This window comes from Actinomadura macrotermitis, from assembly GCF_009604375.1.
GTDB lineage: Bacteria > Actinomycetota > Actinomycetes > Streptosporangiales > Streptosporangiaceae > Spirillospora > Spirillospora macrotermitis.
On sequence record NZ_WEGH01000001.1, the window covers coordinates 396,246 to 411,549 of the forward strand.

12 protein-coding genes are annotated in these 15,304 nt (G+C 74.6%); all 12 read right to left on the reverse strand.

Going from position 1 to position 15,304, the window contains the following annotated elements:
• Window positions 1–56: 56 nt before the first annotated feature.
• The 12 genes from ACRB68_RS01725 to ACRB68_RS01780 all read right to left on the reverse strand — a co-directional run bounded on the left by ACRB68_RS01725 (window position 57) and on the right by ACRB68_RS01780 (window position 15,238).
• Window positions 57–758 (reverse strand): YggS family pyridoxal phosphate-dependent enzyme, encoded by a 702-nt coding sequence (locus tag ACRB68_RS01725; protein WP_153530541.1) that lies wholly within the window; start codon window positions 756–758, stop codon window positions 57–59.
• Window positions 755–1,504 (reverse strand): peptidoglycan editing factor PgeF, encoded by a 750-nt coding sequence (gene pgeF, locus ACRB68_RS01730; RefSeq protein WP_328593610.1) that lies wholly within the window; start codon window positions 1,502–1,504, stop codon window positions 755–757. The genes ACRB68_RS01725 and pgeF overlap by 4 nt, the downstream gene beginning before the upstream one ends.
• Window positions 1,501–2,985 (reverse strand): cell division protein FtsZ, encoded by a 1,485-nt coding sequence (gene ftsZ, locus ACRB68_RS01735; protein WP_328593611.1) that lies wholly within the window; start codon window positions 2,983–2,985, stop codon window positions 1,501–1,503. The genes pgeF and ftsZ overlap by 4 nt, the downstream gene beginning before the upstream one ends.
• Window positions 2,986–3,364: 379 nt before the next feature.
• Window positions 3,365–4,153, reverse strand: coding sequence for a cell division protein FtsQ/DivIB (locus ACRB68_RS01740; protein ID WP_153530543.1), 789 nt, complete (start codon window positions 4,151–4,153; stop codon window positions 3,365–3,367).
• Between the two features lie 65 nt (window positions 4,154–4,218).
• Window positions 4,219–5,628 (reverse strand): UDP-N-acetylmuramate--L-alanine ligase, encoded by a 1,410-nt coding sequence (murC, locus tag ACRB68_RS01745; protein WP_153530544.1) that lies wholly within the window; start codon window positions 5,626–5,628, stop codon window positions 4,219–4,221.
• A gap of 41 nt (window positions 5,629–5,669) precedes the next feature.
• Window positions 5,670–6,761, reverse strand: a complete 1,092-nt coding sequence (murG, locus tag ACRB68_RS01750) for an undecaprenyldiphospho-muramoylpentapeptide beta-N-acetylglucosaminyltransferase (RefSeq protein ID WP_153530545.1) — start codon at window positions 6,759–6,761, stop codon at window positions 5,670–5,672.
• Between the two features lie 39 nt (window positions 6,762–6,800).
• Window positions 6,801–8,060 (reverse strand): putative lipid II flippase FtsW, encoded by a 1,260-nt coding sequence (gene ftsW / locus ACRB68_RS01755; protein WP_153530546.1) that lies wholly within the window; start codon window positions 8,058–8,060, stop codon window positions 6,801–6,803.
• A gap of 8 nt (window positions 8,061–8,068) precedes the next feature.
• A complete protein-coding gene (gene murD / locus ACRB68_RS01760) occupies window positions 8,069–9,466 on the reverse strand; it encodes a UDP-N-acetylmuramoyl-L-alanine--D-glutamate ligase (protein ID WP_153530547.1) in 1,398 nt (465 codons plus the stop codon).
• Window positions 9,448–10,509, reverse strand: a complete 1,062-nt coding sequence (gene mraY / locus ACRB68_RS01765; RefSeq protein ID WP_153530548.1) for a phospho-N-acetylmuramoyl-pentapeptide-transferase — start codon at window positions 10,507–10,509, stop codon at window positions 9,448–9,450. The genes murD and mraY overlap by 19 nt, the downstream gene beginning before the upstream one ends.
• On the reverse strand, window positions 10,506–11,900 hold the full coding sequence (locus tag ACRB68_RS01770; RefSeq protein WP_328593612.1) for a UDP-N-acetylmuramoyl-tripeptide--D-alanyl-D-alanine ligase: 1,395 nt from the start codon (window positions 11,898–11,900) through the stop codon (window positions 10,506–10,508). The genes mraY and ACRB68_RS01770 overlap by 4 nt, the downstream gene beginning before the upstream one ends.
• A complete protein-coding gene (locus ACRB68_RS01775; protein ID WP_153530549.1) occupies window positions 11,897–13,447 on the reverse strand; it encodes a UDP-N-acetylmuramoyl-L-alanyl-D-glutamate--2,6-diaminopimelate ligase in 1,551 nt (516 codons plus the stop codon). The genes ACRB68_RS01770 and ACRB68_RS01775 overlap by 4 nt, the downstream gene beginning before the upstream one ends.
• Window positions 13,448–13,519: 72 nt before the next feature.
• Window positions 13,520–15,238 carry a peptidoglycan D,D-transpeptidase FtsI family protein gene (locus ACRB68_RS01780; protein WP_153532150.1) on the reverse strand — a complete coding sequence of 573 codons (1,719 nt, stop codon included), beginning with the start codon at window positions 15,236–15,238 and terminating at the stop codon, window positions 13,520–13,522.
• Between the last annotated feature and the right edge of the window lie 66 nt (window positions 15,239–15,304).

Genomic DNA, 15,304 nt, shown 5'->3' on the forward strand with positions numbered 1-15,304 from the left:
CGCCCGCCCTGTAGGTCCGTGCACCCGCCGTTCCGGCAGGTGCCACTGGGGGGACATTACCTGACGATTGCCCGTCGGCCGCCGAGCAACGCCGTACCGACACGCACGTGTGTCGCGCCACACGCGACGGCCTGTTCCAGATCTCCGCTCATCCCCGCCGAAACGACGGTGGCGCCGGGGTGCGAATCACGTATCCGTGCGGCGATCCCGGCCAGCCGCCCGAACGCCTCGGCCGGGTCCCCGCCGAGCGGCGCGACCGCCATCACCCCGCCGAGCCGCAGGCCCTCCGCCTCGGCGATCGCGTCGGCGAGCACGGGCACCTCGCCGGGGGCGGCGCCGCCGCGCCCCTCCCGGTCGTCCAGCGCGACCTGCACCAGGCAGGTCAGCGTGCGCCCGGCGCGGCCGGCGGCGTCCGACAGCGCGGTCACCAGCCTGGTCCGGTCCACCGACTCCACCACATCGGCGTAGCCGGCCACCGACCTGGCCTTGTTGGTCTGCAGCTGGCCGACGAAATGCCAGGTCAGCGGCAGGTCGGCGGTCGCCTCGGCCTTCGGGCGGGCGTCCTGGTCGCGGTTCTCGGCGACCTGCGTGAGGCCGAGCCCGGCCAGCAGCCGCACGTCCGAGGCCGGGAAGGTCTTGGTCACCGCGATCAGGGTGACCTCCTCGGGGGCGCGGCCCGCGGCGGCGCAGGCCGCCGCGATCCGGGCGCGCACGTCCGCGAGGTTGGCGGCGAGTTCCGCGCGCCGCTCGTCGTTCATCGGGGGTGGTCCTCGCCGGGGTCGGTGAGCCGTACGTACCCCGCGAACCGGCCGGTGCGGCCGTCGCGGCGGTAGGAGAACAGGTCGGGGGTCTCGATGGTGCAGCGGGGGTCGATCCAGGGCTCGGGCACGCCCGCCTTGGCGAGCTGGCCGGCGATCCCGGCGCGGATGTCCAGGCCGGGGGTGCCGCGGCGGGTCGTCGCGTACGCCTGCGGGGCGACCGCGGCGACCTCGTCGCGCATCGCGGCCGGCACCTCGTAGCACCCGCCGCACGCGGCCGGGCCGATCGCCGCGGCGATCCGGGCGGGGTCGGCGCCGAGGGCGGCCATCCGCTCGACCAGCGCGGGGACGACCCCGGCGGCGGTGCCGGGCCGCCCGGAGTGGGCGGCGCCGACGACCCGGGCGACGGGGTCGGCCAGCAGGACCGGCGCGCAGTCGGCGACCAGCACGCCGAGCGCGAGGCCGGGCGTGGTGGTGGCGATCGCGTCCAGCGCGGGCGGCTCGCCGTCGAACGGGGCGTCCACCACCGCGACGTCCGCGCCGTGCACCTGCCGCATCCACACGGTGCGGCCGGGGTCCGCGCCGAACGCGGCGGCGGCCAGGCGCCGGTTGGCCGCCACGGCGGCGGGGTCGTCGCCGACCGCGCCGCCGAGGTTCAGCCCGTCGTAGGGCGCCCGGCTCACCCCGCCGGCGCGCCCGGTGAATCCGGCGCGGACGCCGGGGCCGAGCGCGACAGCGGTGATCACTTGGGCAGGTCCTTGAGGAACTCGGGGACGTCCAGGTCGTCGTCCTCCTCGAACACCACCGGCTGCGGCCGGCGGCGCTGCCCGGCCGGGGCCGGGCCGGACTCGTTCTCCCCCGCGTGCGGCCGGCTCTGCGGCGGCTCGGCCGGGCGCGGCACCGGCGGCCGCGGCGCGGGCTCGGCGGCCGGCTCGGGCGCCGGGACGGGCCGCTCGGCCTGCGGCTCGGGGCGCGGCCGCTCCTCGCGCGGGCCGGTGCCGGCCGCCGGCTGCGGGCGCTCGGCCTCGGGCCGCGCCGGGCCGGGCTGGGCGGCCGCGGCCTGCGCGATCGACTGGCGCGCGGCCGGCTGCTCCTGCTGCTGGGCCTGCGGCTGCGCCGCGGGCTGCTGCAGCGGCGTGGACGGCGGCACCGGCGAGGTGCGGACCCGGCTCGGGATCGGGTTCGGGGCGGGCGCCGGCGTCGCCGGGGCGGGCGGGGTCGGGCGGGGAGGCGGCGCCGGAAGCCGCTGGGGCTCGTTCTCCGGCGCCGCCTTGTTAGGGCGGAGCTCGTCGAACCCCGCAGCGATCACGGTGACCCGGACCTCGTCGCCGAGCGCGTCGTCGATGACCGCGCCGAAGATGATGTTGGCGTCCGGCGCGGCCGCGTTGGACACCAGCTGCGCCGCCTCGTTGATCTCGAACAGGCCGAGGTCGGACCCGCCGGAGATCGACAGCAGCACGCCGTGCGCGCCGTCGATGCTGGCCTCCAGCAGCGGGCTGGAGATCGCCATCTCGGCGGCGGCCACGCTGCGGTCGTCGCCGCGGGCCGAGCCGATGCCCATCAGCGCCGAACCCGCGCCGGACATGACCGACTTGACGTCGGCGAAGTCCAGGTTGATCAGGCCGGGCGTGGTGATCAGGTCGGTGATGCCCTGGACACCCGACAGCAGCACCTGGTCGGCGGCCTTGAAGGCGTCCAGCACGCTGACCTGCCGGTCGGAGATCGACAGCAGCCGGTCGTTGGGGATGACGATGAGGGTGTCGACCTCGTCGCGCAGCGTCTCTATGCCGGCCTCGGCCTGCATCGCGCGGCGCTTGCCCTCGAAGCTGAACGGGCGGGTCACCACGCCGATGGTGAGCGCGCCGAGGGAGCGGGCGATGTTGGCCACCACGGGGGCGCCGCCGGTGCCGGTGCCACCTCCCTCGCCGGCGGTGACGAACACCATGTCCGCGCCCTTGAGGACCTCTTCGATCTCTTCCCGGTGGTCCTCGGCGGCCTTGCGGCCCACGTCCGGGTTCGCGCCGGCGCCGAGGCCCCGGGTGAGCTCGCGGCCCACATCGAGCTTGACGTCGGCGTCACTCATCAGCAGCGCCTGGGCGTCCGTGTTGATCGCGATGAACTCGACGCCCTTGAGTCCCTCTTCGATCATCCGGTTGACGGCGTTGACGCCGCCGCCGCCGATGCCGACGACTTTGATGACCGCGAGGTAATTCTGCGGTGCTGCCACGACGAGGGGCCTTTCCGCTCTATCCGACCGCGCGCCCGGTCGCCTGACCGGGCCGTCGCGGTGCTGCTGTCTTGTTGTCTGTTCCGGTGCGGGAGGAGGTGACCTGGGCCACCGCAAACCCTCACCCTCAACTTGAGGCTTACAGTTATGTCAACCTGAGGACTGATACGGACAGTAGGGCGGGCTTACCGCCAGGGTCAACTAACCTCCGGTCAACGGGGTCGGCGTGTCGCGGACAGCACCACTTTGCCCCGGTCGGCGAAGGTCATGCCCCTTCGGGCACACCGCCGTGTCTCCATGTTCGGTCCGGCCGTTCAAGCGTGCCCCATCGAGCGGCCGGAAGCCCCGCGACACACGGGCGGAACGCCACCCGGCCCGGTCACCTGGTGGTGACCACGTCCGGCGAGCTCACGTCGATGGTCCGCGCGCCCCGCCCGGCCGAGGTGCGCTGCATCGCCTCGACCAGCCGGACCTTGTCCCCGGTGCGCTCGGCCGCCCCCCACACCACGGTGAGCCCGGTCCGCAGGCGCAGCGTGACCGACTCGGGGCTCGGCGCCGACACCCCGGCCAGCCGCCGGCGCAGCCCGTCCGGCAGCTCGCCCACCACCCGCAGCGCCGCCAGCGTGGCCGGATCGGGCGGCACCGACGGCATCGCCGTCAGCAGCGGCAGGTCCGCGGGCGCGGCGGCGGCGTCGGCGGCGACGTTGCCGCCCCGGTCCAGCAGCAGGTAGCGCCCGCCGTACTGGGCCGCGGCGACCGGGACGCGCTCGCGCACCACGATCCGCACCGTGCCGGGCCAGCGCCGCTCCACCTCGGCCGACTCGACCTCGCGCAGCCGCGCCACCCTGGCGCGGACGTCGCCGGTGCGCAACCGCACCATCGGCAGGCCGAGCCGGACCCCGGCGGCCGCCACGATCCGGTCCTTCGGGGCGATCCGGGCACCGCTGACCTCGACGTGCCGGACCACCAGCAGCCGCGAGCCGAGCAGCACCCAGCCCGCGGCGCCGAGGACGGCGACGACCAGGACCGTGACGAACACCGCTTTCCAGCGCCGCGGCCGGCGCGGGCGGCCCGGGTCGGCACGGGCGCCCCGGGCGGCGCGCCCACGCGCCGCCGGTGCGGACTCGCCCGGTGTGGACGTGCGCCGTCCGGTCCCCGCCTCCGTCATGCCCTCCAGCATGGCCCGGCGGCGCGCCTCCCGGCGGTAGCCCACGCCCAGGGGTGACGAAAACCTCAGGACCCGGCGAGCCGGGCCAGGATCACCGGGCCGAGCGCGGTCACGTCGCCGGCACCGAGCGTGATCACCACGTCCCCGGGGCGGGCCAGCGCGGCGACCGTCCCGGCCACCTGCTCCCGGTCCGGCACGTAGGCGGTCTCGGTCCCGGCGGGCACCGCGTCCGCGACCAGGGCCCCGGTCACCCCGGGCTCGGGGTCCTCGCGGGCGCCGTAGACGTCCAGCACCACCGCGACCTCGGCGCGGCCGAGCGCCGCGCCGAACTCGGCGGCGAAGAAGCGGGTGCGGCTGTACAGGTGCGGCTGGAACACCGCGACGATCCGCCCGGGCCCGCCCTTCTGCGCCACGTAGTCGCGGGTGGCGTCCAGGTCGGCGGCGAGCTCGGTCGGGTGGTGGGCGTAGCTGTCGAAGACCTCCACTCCCCCGGCCTCGCCCTTGCGCTCCAGGCGGCGCATCGACCCGCCGAACGCCGCCAGGCCCTCGCGGATGAGGTCGGTGTCCTGGCCGAGCGCGCGCGCGACCGCCAGCGCGGCCGCGGCGTTCAGCGCGTAGTGCCTGCCGGGCACCTGCAGCGTGAACCCGCCGGCGCCCTCGATCGTGAAGGACGAGCCGAGGCCGCGCGGGGTGAAGCCGGTCACCCGCAGGTCGGCGTCCGCCGCCTCGCCGTAGGTGATCACCCGCAGGCCGCGCGTGTGCGCGTGCGCCACCAGCTCGCGCACCACCGGGTCGTCGGCGCAGGCGACCAGGGTGCCGCCGTCCTCGATCCGGTCGACGAACGCGGCGAAGTTCTCCTTGACCTTCTCGAAGCCGCCGTAGTTGTCCAGGTGGTCGGCCTCGACGTTGGTGACGACGGCGATCGCCGGGGTGTAGCGCAGGAACGAGCCGTCGGACTCGTCGGCCTCGGCCACGAACGCCTCGCCGGTGCCCTCGTCGGCGCCGAGGCCGGTGGTGACCAGCTGCCCGCCGATGCAGTACGAGGGGTCGGCGCCGGCGTGCTGCAGCGCGACCGTCAGCATCGAGGTGGTCGTGGTCTTGCCGTGCGTGCCGGCGACCGCGACGGTGCGCCGCCCGGCCATCAGCGCGGCGAGCGCCTCGGACCGGTGCAGCACCCGCAGGCCGCGCGCGCGGGCGGCGGCGAGCTCGGGGTTGCCCTCCCGGATGGCGGTGGACACCACGACGGTGTCGGCGTCGCCGAGGTGGGCGGCGTCGTGGCCGACGTACACCTTCGCGCCGAGGTCCCCGAGCTGCGCCAGCAGCTCGGAGTCCCGCGCGTCGCTGCCGGAGACGGCGATGCCCCGCTTGAGCATGATGCGGGCGATGCCGGACATGCCGGCGCCGCCGATCGCGATGAAGTGGACCCTGCCGAGCTCCCCGGCCGGCACGACCTCACCAGGGCTGATCAGACTCATCGGGTGGCTTACGTCCCCTCGTTCCCCGCCTCGCGGCGGCCCTACCGGTGGCCCGCGGCGCGGACCACCTCGTACACCATCTGGGCGAGCGCGACGTCGGCGTCGCGGCGCCCCATCCGCCCGGCCGCCTCGGACATGTGCGCGACGCGGGCCGGGTCGGCCAGCACCGGCAGCAGCTGCTGGACGATCCACTCGGGCGTGAGCTCGGCGTTGTCGACCAGCATGCCGCCGCCCGCCGCCACGATCGGCTCGGCGTTCAGCCGCTGCTCGCCGTTGCCGATCGGCAGCGGCACGTACACCGCGGGCAGCCCGACGGCGGTCAGCTCCGCGCAGGTCATCGCGCCGGCCCGGCACATCGCCATGTCGGCGGCGGCGTAGGCCAGGTCCATCCGGTCGCAGTAGGGGATGGTCACGTACTGCGGCCCGCCCGCGACCTGCTCGGGCTGCTCGGTGTTCTTCGGCCCGACGATGTGCAGCACCTGCACGCCCTGCTGGCGGAAGTAGGGCGCGGCGGCGACCGCGGCCTGGTTCAGCGAGCGGGCGCCCTGCGAGCCGCCGAAGATCAGCAGCGTGGGCAGGTCGGGCAGCAGCCCGAAGTAGGAGCGGGCCTTGTCGCCGAGCGCGAGCCGGTCCAGGGTGGCGATCTCGCGGCGCAGCGGGATGCCGACGAACCGCGCGTTCGGCAGCGGCGAGTCGTGGTGCGACACCGCGACGTGGTCGGTGAAGCGGGCGCCGAGCTTGTTGGCCAGGCCGGGCTTGGGATTGGCCTCGTGCACGATGATCGGCACCTTGCGCTTGCGCGCGGCCAGGTAGCCGGGCGTGGCGACGTAGCCGCCGAACCCGACCAGCACGTCGGCCTGCGCGGCGTCCAGCACCCCCGCGGCGGCGTTGATGGCGCCGCGCAGCCGGCCGGGCACCGTCATCAGCTGCGGCGTCAGCGTGCGCGGCAGCGGGACCGGCGGGATGAGCGCCAGCTCGTAGCCGCGCGCGGGGACCAGCCGGGTCTCCAGGCCGCGCTCGGTGCCGAGGCAGGTGATGCCGACGCTCGGGTCGTTGCGGCGCAGTGCGTCGGCGAGGGCCAGGGCGGGCTCGATGTGTCCGGCGGTGCCGCCGCCGGCCAGGACAACCCTCATGCTCGTAGACATCTCCTCAGCATGCTCTCGTGGGGGATTTCAACGCCGTGCCAGGCCCAGCCAGCTTAGGGCCCTCAGCAGCGGCCCGGGACCCCGCGCCGCGAGCGCCTGCCGGGCGCCGGGCTCGCGCTTGGCGAAGGCCAGCAGCATGCCGAGCGCGATCAGGGTGGGGATCAGCGCCGATCCGCCGTAGGACACCAGCGGCAGCGGGATGCCTGTGATGGGGAACACCGCGATCACCGCCCCGATGTTGACGATCGCCTGCACCAGCAGCCAGGCGGTGCAGCCCGCCGCGGTCAGCCGGGTGAACGGGTCGCGGACCCGGCGGGCGATCCGCAGGCCGGCGTAGGCGAGCAGGCCGAACAGGCCGAGCACCATCAGCGTACCCACCAGGCCGAACTCCTCCCCGACGAGCGCGAAGATGAAGTCGGTCTCGATGTGCGGCAGGAAGTCCCACTTGGCGCGGCCCTCCCCGAGGCCGGTGCCGAACCAGCCGCCGGAGGAGAGCGCGTACAGGCCCTGGGTGCCCTGGTAGTTGATGGTCTTCTGGTTCGACGAGGGGTCCAGGAAGCCGGTGAGGCGGTCCATCCGGTACGGCTCGACGACGATGAGGATCGACACCAGCAGCCCCACCAGGCCGAGGATGCCGATGAACAGCCGGCCGGGCGCGCCGACCACCCACAGCAGCGACAGGAAGATCGTCAGCAGCACCAGGGTGGTGCCGAGGTCGTTGCCGAGCATGACCAGCAGCACCAGCAGGGCGGCGCCGGGCAGCAGCGGCATGAGCAGCGGCCGCCACTCGGTGAGCTGGCCGAGCCGCTCCTTGCGGGCCAGCAGGTCCGCGCCCCACAGCACCAGGCCGAGCTTGGCGGGCTCGGACGGCTGCAGCTGCAGCGGGCCGAGCGCGATCCAGCGGGTGGCGCCGTTGGCGGACTGGCCGAGGCCCGGGACGAGCACCACCAGCAGCGCCACCACCGACAGCAGCACCAGCGGGTAGGCGAGGGCGCGGAACGTGCGGACCGGCAGGTGGGAGGCGCCCCACATGCCGAGCAGGCCGATCACCATCCAGATCGCCTGCTTCTGGAACAGGGTGTAGGCCGACCCGGTCGCCTGGAGCTGGCGGACGCTGGAGGCCGACAGCACCATCGTCAGCCCGAGCGCCAGCAGCAGCATCGTGCAGCCGAGGACCAGGTAGTAGGAGGTCAGCGGGCGGTCCAGCAGGCCGACGGCGGCGGCGACCTGCTCGCGCGGGCCGGCGGCGCGCCCGGGGGGCCGCTCCTTCAAGGTCGACTCGCTCATGGGCAGGCCTACCTCGACTCGGAGAGCCGCCGAACCGCCGCGGCGAAGGCATCGCCGCGGGCCCCGTAACTGGTGAACATGTCGAAGGACGCCCCGGCCGGCGCGAGGAGCACCGTGTCGCCGGGGCGGGCGAGGTCTGCTGCTGCGGTCACGATGCGGTCCATCGCCCCAGTGTCGGTGTCCGCGACGTCCACGACCGGGACATCCGGGGCGTGTCGCGCGAGCGACTCGGCGATCCGGGCCCGGTCGGCGCCGAGCAGCACCACCCCGCGCAGCCGGCCTGCGCACGAGCGCACCAGGTCGTCGACGTCGGCGCCCTTCAGCAGGCCGCCGGCGATCCACACCGCCGACTTGCACGCGGCCAGCGAGGACGCGGCGGCGTGCGGGTTGGTGGCCTTGGAGTCGTCGACGTAGTCGACGCCGCCGATGTTCGCCACGTGCGCGATGCGGTGCGGGTCGGGCTTGAACGCCCGCAGGCCCTCGCGGACGGCCTCGGGCGGCACGCCGAAGGCGCGGGCGAGGGCGGCCGCCGCCAGCGCGTTGGCGACGTTGTGGGGCGCGAACGGCCGCACGTCCGACAGCTCGGCGAGCTCGGCGGCGGTGGTCCGCGGGTCCTCGGTGAACGCGCGGTCCACCAGCAGGTCCTCCACCACGCCGACCTGGCCGGGCGCGGGGGTGCCGAGGGTGAAGCCCTTGGCGTCCGGGCCGGCCAGGGAGACCGAGACGGGGTCGTCGGCGTTGGCGACCGCGACGGTGCCGGGCGCGAAGATCCGGCCCTTGGCCTCGGCGTAGGCGTCCAGCGAGCCGTGCCAGTCCAGGTGGTCGGGCGCCACGTTCAGCACCGTCGCCGCGTGCGGGACGACCGTGGACGACCAGTGCAGCTGGTAGCTCGACAGCTCCACCGCGAGGACGTCGTGGCCCTCCAGGACCGTCTCCACGATCGGGGTGCCGACGTTGCCGGCCGCGACGGCGTCGTATCCGGCGGCGGTGAGCATGCAGGTCAGCATCCGCACCGCGGTGGTCTTGCCGTTGGTGCCGGTGAGCGCGAGCCAGGGCGCGGCGCCCGGGCCGCGCAGCCGCCAGGCCAGCTCGACCTCGCCGTAGATCTCCACGCCCGCGGCGGCGGCCGCGCGCGCCAGCGGCGCGTCCGGCCGCCAGCCGGGCGAGATGACGACCAGGCCGGTGCCCTCGGGCAGCGTGCCGCCGTCGCCGAGCCGGACGGTGACGCCGTTCTTCTCCAGCTCGGCGACCTGCTCGCGCAGCGCGTCGTCGTCGCGCCCGTCCACCAGCGTGACGTGCGCGCCGCGCTCGGCGAGGACGCGGGCCGCGGCGCGCCCGGACAGGCCCGCGCCCGCCACGCACACCCGGCGGCCCGCCCAGTCTCCGGTCACTTCTTGGGCATCCATTCCAGGTAGAACAGGCCGAGGCCGATGGCGGTGAACAGCGCCGACATCAGCCAGAACCGGACCACGATCGTGGTCTCGGCCCAGCCCGACAGCTCGAAGTGGTGCTGCAGCGGCGCCATCTTGAACACCCGTTTGCGGGTCATCTTGAACCCGCCCACCTGGATGATCACCGACAGCGTGATCATGACGATCAGGCCGCACAGGATGGCCAGCAGGAACTGGGTGCGGGTGAGGATGGCCAGGCCCACCAGCACGCCGCCGAGGGCGAGCGAGCCGGTGTCGCCCATGAAGATCTTGGCGGGCGGGGCGTTCCACCACAGGAAGCCGAACACGCCGCCGAGCACCGCCGCGGCGACCACCGCCAGGTCCAGCGGGTCGCGGACGCTGTAGCAGTTGGGGGCGAGGGCGAAGTCGTAGCAGCTGTTGCGCAGCTGCCAGTTGCCGATGATCACGTAGGCGGCCAGCACCATGCCGGCCGGGCCGGCGGCCAGGCCGTCCAGGCCGTCGGTCAGGTTCACGCCGTTGGACATCGCGGCGATGAGCAGCAGCGCCCAGATCACGAAGATCGGCGCGCCGATCGAGGGGCCGAAGTCGCGCAGGAAGGACAGGTGCGGGGAGGCGGGGGTGATGTCGTAGCCGTTGGGGAAGTTCAGCGACCCGACCGCGAAGATCACGCCGACCAGGATGATGCCGATCATCTTGGCGCCGCTGCGCAGGCCGAGGCTGCGCTGCTTGAACACCTTGATGTAGTCGTCGACGAACCCGACCAGGCCGAGGCCGGTCATCAAGAACAGCACCAGCATGCCCGACACCGTCGGCGCGGTGCCGGTCACCAGGTGCGCGGCGGCGTAGCCGAGCAGCGACCCGACGATGAACACCGTGCCGCCCATGGTGGGCGTGCCGCGCTTGTTCAGGTGGGCCTCGGGGCCCTCCTCGCGGATCATCTGGCCGTATCCGAGCCGGTTGACGATCCGGATCCACACCGGCGTGCCGACCATGCCGATGACCAGCGCGATGCCGGCCGCGATGATGATGTTGGTCATCGGAGCCCGCCCTCCGCGCCCGCCGTCAGCCGCTCGGCCACGCGTTCCAGGCCCGCCACGCGAGAGCCCTTCACCAGTACGACGTCCCGCGGCTCAAGCCGCTCCTGAAGCGCGGTCACCGCCGCGCCGACGTCATCCACCTGTACGCACTCTCCCGTCCATGACCCCACCTGCGCGGCCCCTTCGGCCATCGCCGCGGCGGCCGCGCCGACCGTGACCAGCCCCGCGATGCCGCTGCGCGCGACATGCTGCCCGATCTTGGCATGTTCCGCCACAGAGCCGTCGCCCAGTTCGGCCATCTCACCGAGAACGGCGAACGCGCGGCGGCCCCGGGCCATGTGCGCCAGGGTGTCGATCGCGGCCCGCATCGAGTCGGGATTGGCGTTGTAGGCGTCGTTGACCACCGTCACCCCGTCGGGGCGCTCGGTGACCTCCATCCGCCACCGGCTCGCCGGGACCGCCTCGCCCAGCGCCGCCGCGACCACCGCGACGTCCATCCCCGCGGCGCGGCCGGCGGCCGCGGCCGCGAGCGCGTTGGCGACGGCGTGCGCGCCGTGCAGGCGCAGCGCGACCGGCGCCGTGCCCTCGGGGGTGACCAGGGTGAACCTGGCGCGGCCGGCGTCGTCCAGCGACTCGTCCGCGGCCCGCACGGCGGCCTCCGGCGACCGCCCGAAGGTGACGACCTCGGCCGCGGTGCGGGACGCCATGGCGCGCACCAGCGGGTCGTCGGCGTTCAGGATCGCGGTGCCGCCGGGCGGCAGCGCCTCGACCAGCTCGCCCTTGGCCTCGGCGATCGCCTCCCGGCTGCCGAACTCGCCGAGGTGCGCGGTGCCGACGTTCAGCACCGCGCCGATGCGCGGCCGGGCGATGCCGCACAGGTAGGCGATGTGACCGACGCCACGCGCGCCCATCTCCAGCACCAGGTGCCGGGTGCCCTCGTCCGCGCGCAGCACGGTGAGCGGCAGCCCGATCTCGTTGTTGAACGACCCGGCGGGCCAGACCGTCGGCCCGGCCTGCTGCACCACCTGCCCGATCAGGTCCTTGGTGGAGGTCTTGCCGGCCGAGCCGGTGACGCCGATGACGGTGAGGTCCGGCAGCTCGCCGAGCACGCCGCGGGCGAGCCGGCCGAGCGCCCGCTGGACGTCGTCCACCACGACGGCGGGGCCGCCGACCGGGCGCTCGGCGAGCACCGCGGCGGCGCCGGCCGCCAGGGCGGCGGCGGCGAAGTCGTGCCCGTCGGCGCGCTCGCCGCGGAAGGCGGCGAACAGCGCGCCGGGCTCGGCCGCGCGCGAGTCGATGACGACGGGACCGCGTACCGGCGTGTCCGGGGGCGCGTCGTGCACGGCGCCCCCGGTGAACCCGGCGATCGCCGACAGTGGAAGTGGGATCACGCCTGCGTCCCGTCCCCTCTCACGTCCGATGGCACGGCGCCCGCGCCGGTCCGGCGCAGCGCCTCGCGGACGACCTCCCGGTCGTCGAACGCGAACACCTCGCCGGCCACGTACTGGCCCTGCTCATGACCCTTGCCCGCGACCACGACCACGTCGCCGCGCCGGGCCCGGCCGACGGCCAGCTCGATCGCGGCCGCCCGGTCGGGCTCCACCACGATGCGCGCCCGCTCCGCCTGCGGCACCTTCAGCCCGCCCTCGACCATAGCGGCGAGAATGGCGAGGGGATCCTCCGACCTCGGGTTGTCGTTGGTGAAATACGCCATGTCGGCCAGGCGCGCGGCGGCCTCGCCCATCAGCGGGCGCTTGCCGCGGTCGCGGTCGCCGCCGCAGCCGAGCACCACCACCAGCCGGCCCTCGGTGACCGGCCGCAGCGCGGTGAGGACCGCCTCGACCGCGCCGGGCTTGTGCGAGTAGTCGACCAGGGTGACGAAGTCCTGGCCCTCGTCCACCCGCTCCAGCCGCCCCGGGACGCCGGTCAGCGAGCCGACCCCGGCGACGGCGACCGGCAGCGCGATGCCCGCCTCCACCAGCGCCACGATCGCCGACAGCGCGTTGGCGACGTTGAACGGGCCGGGCAGCCGCACCGCGGCGTCGGCCTCGATGCCGCCGGGCCCGACGACGCGGAACACGCTGCCGTCGGCGCCGAGGCGCACGTCCTCGGCCCGCCAGTCGGCCGCCGGGTCCCCGGTCGCCGAGTACGTCGTCGTGGGCACCGTGGCGATCTCCAGCAGCTCCCGGCCGTGGTGGTCGTCGAGGTTGACCACGCCGACGCGGGTGTACTCCGGCGTGAACAGCTTCGCCTTGGCCAGGAAGTAGTCCTGCATCGTCGGGTGGTAGTCCAGGTGGTCCTGGGACAGGTTGCTGAAGATCGAGACCTCGTAGCGGGCGCCGCCGACGCGGCCCTGCTCCAGGGCGTGGCTGGAGACCTCCATCGCGGCCGCGCCGACGCCCTGCTCGCGCATCATCGCGAACAGCGCGTGCAGGTCGGTCGCCTCGGGCGTGGTGAGCGAGCTCGGCACCCGCCGGTCGCCGATGCGCATCTCCACCGTGCCGATCACCCCGGTCTCCACCCCGGCGGCGCGCAGCCCGGCCTCCAGCAGGTAGACGGTGGTGGTCTTGCCGCTGGTGCCGGTCACCCCGACCAGCGTCAGGTCGGTGACCGGGTCCCCGTAGACCCACGAGGCCGCCGCGCCGAGCCGGCGCCGCACGTCGGGGACCACCAGCACCGGCAGGCCCGTCGCCGCGGCCCGCTCCCGGCCGGCCTCGTCGGTGAGGACCGCCGCGGCGCCGGCCCGCGCGGCCTGCGGCGCGAACTCGGCGCCGTGCGCCCGCGCGCCGGGCAGCGCCGCGTACAGGTCGCCCTCGCGCACCGCGCGCGAGTCATGGGTGATCCCGGTGACCGCCACGCCGGAGAGTCCTTCGGGGTCGGCGCCGAGCAGCGCCGCTAGCCCGGGCAGCGGCCGGGCCTGGTTCGTCGTCGGGCGCATGGTGTTTCTTTCCGGAATCGGTCGTCGGGATGGAGAAGCGGAACTCACGGCGGAGTAGGTTACTCGTTACGGTCAGTCCCGCGCGTAGATCTGGACGGTCGGCCGTCTGCTCCCGGTCGGCGGGATCTTGCGGGCGGCCAGGGCGGCGGTCATCACGTCCTTGAAGACCGGCGCGGCGACCTCGCCGCCCAGGTGGCCTCCCTTGGTGGGGTGCTGCAGGACGACCTGCACGACCAGCTGCGGGTCGTCGGCCGGGGCGAACCCGGCGAACGAGGCGGTGAAGCCGCCGCCCCGGTAGCAGCCGCACTCGGGGTTGGGGATCTCGGCGGTGCCGGTCTTGCCGGCCACCCGGTAGCCCTCGATCTGCGCGGCGGGCGCGGTGCCCTCCTTGCTGATCACGCCCTCCAGCATGTCGCGGATCTGCCGGGCGGTCTCGGCGCTGATCACCTGCCGGCGCTCGGGGGCGGGGTTCGGCGTGAACGCGCCGTCCTCGCCGGTGCTGCCCGCGATGAGGTTGGGCGCGACCCGCACCCCGCCGTTGGCGATGGTGGCGTAGACGCTGGCCATCTGCACCGCGTTCACCGCCACCGTCTGCCCGAACGCGATCGGGTAGCGGTCGGTGCCCGACCACTGGTCCGGCGGCCGCAGCAGGCCCGCGGTCTCGGCGGGCAGGCCGAGGTTCAGCTTCTCGCCGAACCCGAAGGCGCGCAGGAACTGGTACAGCGTCTCCGGGGAGATGCGTTCGCTGGCCATGATGGTGCCGACGTTACTGGACCGGGCCAGCACACCGGCGAACGTCAGCTTCTCGGGGGTGTGCGGGTGCGAGTCGTGGAAGGTCCGCGGCCCGCGGGTGATGCGGTCCTTGACCAGGAACGGCGTGTCGGGGCGGACGCCGCCCTTCTCCATCACCGCGGCGGCCGTGATGACCTTGCCGGTGCTGCCCGGCTCGTAGGCCTCCTGCACGATCGGGCTGCGCCAGGTGCGCGGGTCGGACTTGCCGTACTGGTTCGGGTCGAAGCCGGGCGCGGTGGCCAGCGCGAGCAGCTGCCCGGTGCGCGGGTCCATCACCACGACGCTGCCGCTGCGCGCCCCGGACGCCTTCACCTGCTTCTCGATCGCCTGCTGGGCCTTGAACTGGATGTCGCGCAGCAGCGTGAGGCGCAGGCCGCGGCCGGGCACCGGCGGCTTCTTCTGGTCCTCGCCCATCGGGATGTGCTGGCCGTCGGGGCTGATCTCCACCCGCTGCCAGCCGTCCCGGCCCGCGAGCTGGGCGTTCATCGAGCTCTCCAGCCCGGCGGCGCCCTCCCCGGCGGCGTTGACGAAGCCGACGACGCCGGCGGCCAGCGAGTCGTTGGGGTACTCGCGGCGGTACTCGGTCCGCGAGCCGATGCCGGGGAACTTCAGGCCCGCGATGAGCCGGGCCTGGTCGGGCCGCACGCCGTGCGCCAGGTACTCGAAGCGGCTCTTGGGCTTGCTGATGGCGCGCATGATGACGTTCGGGTCCAGGCCGAGCATCGGCGTCAGCGCGTTGACGATCGCCTGCCGCTTCTCCGGCTTGATCAGCCCGGGGTCGGCGAAGACGCCGCGGGCCTCCACCGTCATGGCGAGCGCGTTGCCCTGCGCGTCGGTGATGTCGCCGCGCACCGCGGGCAGCTTGAACGGCTGCAGCCGCTGCTTGCGGGCCAGCTCGGTGTACCTGCCCGACTCGATCGTCTGCAGCTGCACCAGGCGCCCGGCGAACAGCGACAGCACGAACGCCACCACCAGCAGCCCGACGTTCAGCCGCTTCATCGGGTCGCGGCGCCGGAACGGGATGCGCGGGCGCGGCCGGCGCGGCGGGCCGGAGCGGGGCCGGCG